This window comes from Kineococcus haloalkalitolerans, from assembly GCF_050871905.1.
Lineage (GTDB): Bacteria > Actinomycetota > Actinomycetes > Actinomycetales > Kineococcaceae > Kineococcus.
The window spans coordinates 204,413-210,767 of record NZ_JBJLSH010000001.1 but is presented as its reverse complement, the minus strand read 5'-3'; the positions used below and the strand labels follow the sequence as shown (position 1 = coordinate 210,767).

The 6,355-nt window shown below is 77.1% G+C and carries 7 protein-coding genes; 1 reads left to right on the top strand and 6 read right to left on the bottom strand.

Annotation, left to right across the window (positions count from 1 at the left end; genetic code table 11):
* Positions 1–130: 130 nt before the first annotated feature.
* Complete coding sequence (locus tag ACRYMY_RS00985; protein WP_432545386.1) at positions 131–520, bottom strand: TIGR03618 family F420-dependent PPOX class oxidoreductase; 390 nt, start codon at positions 518–520, stop codon at positions 131–133.
* A gap of 11 nt (positions 521–531) precedes the next feature.
* Positions 532–1,176, bottom strand: a complete 645-nt coding sequence (locus tag ACRYMY_RS00980) for a TetR/AcrR family transcriptional regulator (protein ID WP_432545385.1) — start codon at positions 1,174–1,176, stop codon at positions 532–534.
* A gap of 99 nt (positions 1,177–1,275) precedes the next feature.
* On the opposite strand from ACRYMY_RS00980, the gene ACRYMY_RS00975 reads away from it, so the two are divergent.
* Positions 1,276–2,442, top strand: coding sequence for an epoxide hydrolase family protein (locus ACRYMY_RS00975; RefSeq protein WP_432545384.1), 1,167 nt, complete (start codon positions 1,276–1,278; stop codon positions 2,440–2,442).
* Positions 2,443–2,482: 40 nt separating this feature from the next.
* On the opposite strand, the gene ACRYMY_RS00970 is transcribed toward ACRYMY_RS00975, so the two are convergent.
* The 4 genes from ACRYMY_RS00970 to ACRYMY_RS00955 form a co-directional block, all read right to left on the bottom strand.
* Positions 2,483–3,379, bottom strand: a complete 897-nt coding sequence (locus tag ACRYMY_RS00970) for an NAD(P)-dependent oxidoreductase (RefSeq protein ID WP_432545383.1) — start codon at positions 3,377–3,379, stop codon at positions 2,483–2,485.
* Between the two features lie 14 nt (positions 3,380–3,393).
* Complete coding sequence (locus ACRYMY_RS00965; protein ID WP_432545382.1) at positions 3,394–4,830, bottom strand: four-carbon acid sugar kinase family protein; 1,437 nt, start codon at positions 4,828–4,830, stop codon at positions 3,394–3,396.
* Positions 4,831–5,118: 288 nt separating this feature from the next.
* On the bottom strand, positions 5,119–5,826 hold the full coding sequence (locus ACRYMY_RS00960; RefSeq protein WP_432545381.1) for a FadR/GntR family transcriptional regulator: 708 nt from the start codon (positions 5,824–5,826) through the stop codon (positions 5,119–5,121).
* 90 nt (positions 5,827–5,916) lie between these two features.
* Positions 5,917–6,129: a hypothetical protein gene (locus ACRYMY_RS00955; protein WP_432545380.1), complete on the bottom strand. Its 213-nt coding sequence runs from the start codon at positions 6,127–6,129 to the stop codon at positions 5,917–5,919.
* Positions 6,130–6,355 lie beyond the last annotated feature (226 nt).

Genomic DNA, 6,355 nt, shown 5'->3' with positions numbered 1-6,355 from the left:
CCCCCCCCCCCCCCCCCCCCCCCCCCCCCCCCCCCCCCCCCCCCCCCCCCCCCCCCCCCCCCCCCCCCCCCCCCCCCCCCCCCCCCCCCCCCCCCCCCCCCCCCCCCCCCGCTGCCGTTCCCGGACGGCGTCAGGGCGTGTGCAGCTTGTCGACCGCGACGGTCAGCACGACCCGCCGCTGGTCCGTGCCGCCGAACCCCGGGTAGGGGCGCCCGATGTACTTGTGCGACAGCTCGTCGAGCTGCTCGCGCGCCCCGTCGGTGCTGGTCGCGACGACGCGGCCGCGCAGCGCCCACGAGCGCGAGGGGTTCGCCGGGTCGGCGATGCCGAGGGCGACGCGGCTGTCGCGGGCGACGTTGCGGGCCTTCTGGTGGGTCTCGACGGTGTTGACGAGGACGTGCTCGCCGTCGGTGCCCGCCCACGTCTGGCTGATCTGCGGGGAGCCGTCGGGCATGAGGGTGGTCACGAAGCAGATCGCCCGGTCGTTCAGGACGTCCAGGAGCGGCTGGGGCAGGGTCACGGTGGGTTTCCTCACGGGTGGTGTCGCTGGTCGGGGTGGCTGTAGAGCTGCTCGACGACGTCGCCGCCGGGCGCCGGTCCGGGCAGGTGCGCGTGCTGGAGACCGGCCAGGGCGATCGCGAGGGCGCGCCGCCACAGGTCGGGGGCGGTCGCGGCGGAGGCGTCCAGGACGCCGCCGACCATGACGTGGACCGCGACGAGGTCGGCGGGGACGACGCCGGCGGGCAGCTGCCCGGCGCGCACGGCCCGCGCGATGAGGTCGGTGACGAGGGGGGTCATCCGCTCGTGGGCGCGGTGGGCGATGGCCCGCGGGCCCCGCTGTCCGCGCAGGATCTGCCCGAGCGCCCGGTTCGCGGCCTCCCGCTCCAGCTGCCGCTCGAGGAAACCCGTCAGGCCCCGCCAGGCGTCCTCGTCGCGGGCGGCGTCCTCGGCCATCGCGCACACGGCGTCGACGTGCTCGGCGAACAGGGCGTCCACGAGGTCGTCGCGGTCGGGGAAGCGCCGGTAGACGGTGCCGGTGCCCGTGCCGGCGGCGGCGGCGATCTCCTCGTAGGAGACGTCGAGGCCGCGGCGCGCCATGAGGTCGGCGGCGGTCTCCAGCAGCAGCCGGCGGTTGCGCTCGGCGTCGCGGCGCAGGGGGCGGGCGGTGTCCGGCACGCGGTGAGCGTAACGAACTGGAGAGTTGGTTCTCAAGTTGAATCCCGTCTCCGTTTGTGGTCGGCTCCCGACACCGCCCCCACCACCCGGAGGAACGTCGTGACCCTCGCCCCCACCGCCCCCGACCTCGTCCAGCCCTTCACCGTCCACGTCCCGCAGGCCGACCTGGACGACCTCACCGACCGCCTGGCCCGCACGCGCTGGCCCGAGGCGGAGACCGCCCCCGGGCAGGGCCCGGCCCTGCACCGCCTGCGTGAACTCGTCGTGCACTGGACCGAGCGCTACGACTGGCGCCGCTGCGAGGCGGAGCTGAACTCCCTCGGCTCCTCCCGCACGGTGGTCGACGGGCTGGGGATCCACCTCCTGCACGTGCGCTCGCCCGAACCCGCCGCCCGCCCCCTGCTGCTGTGCCACGGCTGGCCCGGGTCCGTCCTGGAGTTCCGGAAGCTCATCGGCCCGCTGACCGACCCCGTCGCCCACGGCGGCCGCGCGGAGGACGCCTTCCACGTCGTCGTCCCCTCGATGCCCGGTTTCGGGTTCTCCGACAAGCCCACCGGACCCGGGTGGGGTGTCGCGCGGACCGCCGACGCGTGGATCGAACTCATGCGCCGCCTGGGCCACTCCGACTGGTTCGCCCAGGGCGGTGACTGGGGCGCCGCCGTCGTGGACGCCATCGGCCGGCGGCCGGGTTCCGGGTGCGCGGGGCTGCACGTCAACCTGCCCCTGGTGTTCCCGACGCCGGAGGAGGTGCGCGACGCCGACCCGGTGGAGCGGCGGATGGTCGAGCGCGCCCAGCGGTACGCGGCGGACCAGGACGCCTACGCCCGCGAGCAGGCCACCCGGCCGCAGACGATCGGCTACTCGCTCCTGGACTCCCCGGTCGGGCTGGCCGCGTGGATCCTCACGGTCTTCGACGACGTCGTCGACCACGACGGGGACCCGCTGGACGTCGTCGGCCGCGACGAGTTCCTGGACGACGTGATGATGCACTGGCTGCCCGGCACGGGCGCCTCCTCCGCGCGGCTGTACTGGGAGGCGCAGCGGGAACAGGCGGCCGGCGCTCAGGGGCCCGGTCCCACGCCCATCGGGTTCAGCGTCTTCCCCGGCGAGGCCGTCCAGGCGTCCCGGCGCTGGGTCGAGCGCCGCTACCGCACCGTCCTGCACCACGCGCTGCTCGAGCGCGGCGGCCACTTCGCCGCCATGGAGCAGCCCGACCTCCTCGTCGAGGAGGTCCGCACCACGTTCCGCGCGCTGCGCACCGCCTGAGGACGGACCGCGCCCCGCGGGTCGGGGCGCGGTCCGGGGCTCAGGCCCCCGGCGCGACGACCCGCACGACGCTCGCGTCGTCGGCGGCACCCATGCCGTGCGCGGCGCCCAGCCGGTACAGCTGCTCGGCGGCCGCGGCCACCGGCGTGGGCAGCCCGGCGCCCTTGGCGGCCGCCGTCACGATGCCCATGTCCTTGACGAAGATGTCCAGGCGGCTGAGCACCTCCGGGTCGCCGCCCTCCAGCGCCTCCAGCACGCGCGGGCCGCGGTTGGCGAGCATGAACGAGCCCGCCGCGCCCGTGGCCAGCGTGTCCAGCGTCGTGCGCGGGTCCAGGCCCAGCGCCCGCGCCAGGGCCAGCGCCTCCGCGGCGGCCGCGATGTGCACCCCGCACAGCAGCTGGTTCACGGTCTTGAACGCCTGCCCGTCGCCGGGCCGGTCGCCGATGACGCTCAGGGTGGAGGCCAGCTGCTCCAGGACGGGCGCCACGCGCTCGCGGGCGGCGGGCGTGCCGCCGACGACGATGAGCAGGTCGCCCTCCCCGGCGCGCACCGGGCCGCCGCTGAGGGGGGCGTCGACCAGGTCGACCCCGGTCTCGGCCAGCCGCTCGGCGACGGCGGTGACCTCCTCGATGCCGACGGTGCTCGTCATGAGGACGACCGCGCCGGGACGCAGCACCGCGGCGACGCCGTCCTCGCCGAACAGGGCCGCGCGCAGCTGCGCGCCGTCGCGCACGGCGAGCAGGACGGCGTCCACGCCCTCGGCGGCCGCCCGCGCGGAGGAGAACGGCGTGACGCCCGCGGCCTCGGCCAGGTCCAGGCGCTCGCGGGCGATGTCGAAGCCGTGGACGGGCAGGCGCTCGGCGAGGCGGCGGGCCATCGGCAGGCCCATCGCGCCCAGGCCGAGGACGGCGACGGTCGGGGAGGGGGTCTCGCTCACGGTGGTCTCCAGGGTCAGCGGGCGGTGAGGGCCGGGTCGGCGAGGGTGTCGACGACGGCGGCCAGCGAGGCGTCGTCGCCGACGTTGCCCGCGAAGACGACGTAGGGGATCCCGGCGGCGGGGCCGTCGACGGGCTCCCACAGCGAGACGATGCCCGGCAGCATCGGCCCGCGGACGACGGCGTGCCGGATCCCGAGGCCGTGGGCGGCGACGTCGCTGGAGGTGATGCCGCCCTTGGCGACGACGAAGCGCGGCGGGCGGGCGGCCAGGACGCGCTGGACGACCTCGACGACGGCGGCGGACACCCGGCGGGCGATCTCCAGGCTGGCGGCCGGGTCGTCGGTGCGCTGCAGGACCCGGCTGGTGGAGACGACGACGTCGCCCTCGGCGAGCAGGCGCACGGTCTCCTCGACGACCTCGCCCAGGTGGTCGGCGGCGCGGTCGGCGGCCAGGACCTGCGGGACGTCGACGACGACGGAGCGCGCCTGCGGGCGCTCGCCCTGCAGCCGCTCCAGCTGGCGGGTGGTGAGCGCGACGTGGGAGCCGACGACGACGAGGCCGCCGCCGGGGGCGCCGCCGCCGGGCCCGAAGACCTCCTGCGCGCTCAGCGGCGCGCGCACGTCGAGGCCGGCGCGGGCGCGCACGAACGGCGGCCCGACGCGGTGCAGCAGCTCCTTGCCGCGCGCCTCGGCCTCCAGCAGCCCCAGCGACAGGGCGCGCAGGTCGTCCTCGGTGACGGCGTCGGCGACCACGGGGGTGGCGTCGGTGACCGCGGCGAGGGCGTCGGCGACGGCGCGGGCGCCGGAGCGGATCGTCGTCAGGTCCAGGACGACGACGTCGTCGCGGCGGTGGCGGCCGCCGGACTTCTCCTGCACCCAGTCGCGCAGGTCGGAGCTGGTGAACCCGAACGTGGCGTCGCGGGCGAACTCCGTCTCGCCCACGGGCACCAGGCCGTCGGGGGTGCGGGTGAAGTGGGTGCCGCCGATCGTGACGCGGCCGGCGTCGGGGAAGGCGGGCACGAGGACGACGGCGTCGACGCGGCGGCCGGCCCGCTCGGCGAGGACGGCGGCGATGACGTCGGTCTCCAGCGGGAAGTGCCCGCGCAGGGTGGAGTCGCTGCGGCTGACGAAGTCGGCGCGCACGCCGGCGCGCTCGGCGGCGGCCAGGGCGTGGGTGACGACCTCGCGGTTGCGCTCGGCGGCCGCGGCGGGGTCGAGGCTGCGCGCGTTGGTGAGCACGTAGACCGCGGGAGCGGAGCGGGCGAAGGCCCAGTCGAAGTCGCTCTCGTCCCAGGCGGTCAGCACGGGCAGGTCGTGCACGGACTGCGTGCCGGTGGGGTCGTCGTCGAGGACGACGAGCACCGTGGGCCGCTGGGCGACGACCTCGGCGACCGCGGCGGCGGGCACGGCGACGGGGGCGGGGTGGTTCGCGAGCAGGACGGCTTCGTCCACGGGTCCCTCCTCGTGATCAGATGTCAGACATCTTACATCACGGACGCCGAGGGTCCTGGGGCTCCGGCGCCCACCCGCACCCTGCTCCTCCCGCCCTCCTTCCGCGCGGTGATCATGGACGGTTGAGCTTCTGCCCATCCATGATCACCATGATCTTGCTGGGAGTACCTGCAAGATCACGGAAGGGGGAGGGGTGAGGGGGTCGGAGAGCGGGGGGACAGGGGGTCCCGGGCGCGGTCGGGAGCGCTCGGGAGCGCTCGGGCGCGGGTGGGCGGTCCGGCGCGCGGGTCAGGCGGGGCGGCGCAGGACGAGGTCCCGCAGGTCCTCGGCGGTCTGGCGCAGGTGCTCCTCCATCGCCCGCCGGGCCGCCTCGGCGTCCCCGGCGCGCACCGCCGCCAGCACGGCCTCGTGCGCGGCGAGCGCGTTGACCTGCACCTGCGGCACCGCCGACGTCTGCTCCCGGCGCTCGCGCAGCACGCGCCCCAGCGGCTCGAACAGCACGGCGACGAACACGTTGCCGGTCGCGCGCAGCAGGACGTCGTGGAAGGCGACGTCGCTGCGCGCGAAGGCCTCCGGGTCGCCGGCTGCGTGCGCGGCGCGCATCTCCTCCAGCAGGCCCGCCAGCTCGGCCAGGTCGTCCTCGTCGCGCCGCTGCGCGGCCAGGCCGGCCGCGCCCACCTCCAGCAGGCGGCGCACCTCCAGCAGCTGGACCGCCGCGGACTCGTCGCCGGCGCCGGCCGACGTGGCGCGCAGCACCGCGTCCAGGCCCGTCCAGCGGGCCACCGGCTCCACGTAGGTGCCGACCCCCGGCGCGGCGCGGACGACGTGCTGGGCCTGCAGGGTCTTCAGGGCCTCGCGCAGCGTGACGCGGCTGACGCCGTAGCGGGCGCACAGCTCCGCCTCCGACGGCAGCAGCGAGCCGACGGGCACCGCCCCGCGCACGACCTCGTCGAGCAGGGCCTCGGCGACCTCGCTGACCAACGACCTGCGCGGCACCCGGCCCCCTCGACCCCTCGGCTCCTGCCCGTCGCGGGCGGGACCGCCGCGGCGGCTGCCGAGTCTAGGCCGACCGGGTGGGGGCGGGTCTCAGGCGGCGGCGCGGCGGGCCAGGCCCACCAGCGACCAGGAACGCTTGCGCGGCGCGGCCTCGGCGACGGCGACGGGGGCGGCGACGGGGGCGACCTCGGCGACGGGAGCGGCGGGCGCCGGCTTCGGCGCGGGCAGCGGGGTGCGGCGGTCGGCGTAGGCCTCGGCAGCCAGGACGGACATGATGCTGATACCGGAACCGTTGCGGTGCACCGGGTCTCCTCTCCACGGGCCGGGGCTCGTCCCCTGCGCTGCAGAGGGGTTCGGGCCGCGCCGGGCGTTCCTGGAGCGCCGGGCGCCAGGACCACCCGCTCGCCCGGGAACCCCCGCCCGGCCGCCACGGCGCGTCCCGGCGGTCCTCCCGCCGCCGCAGCGCGGGCGGGTGGCGCACACCCCGGACGGCGCACGCGGCACCCCCGGTGGTCGCTGGGAGTGGCGG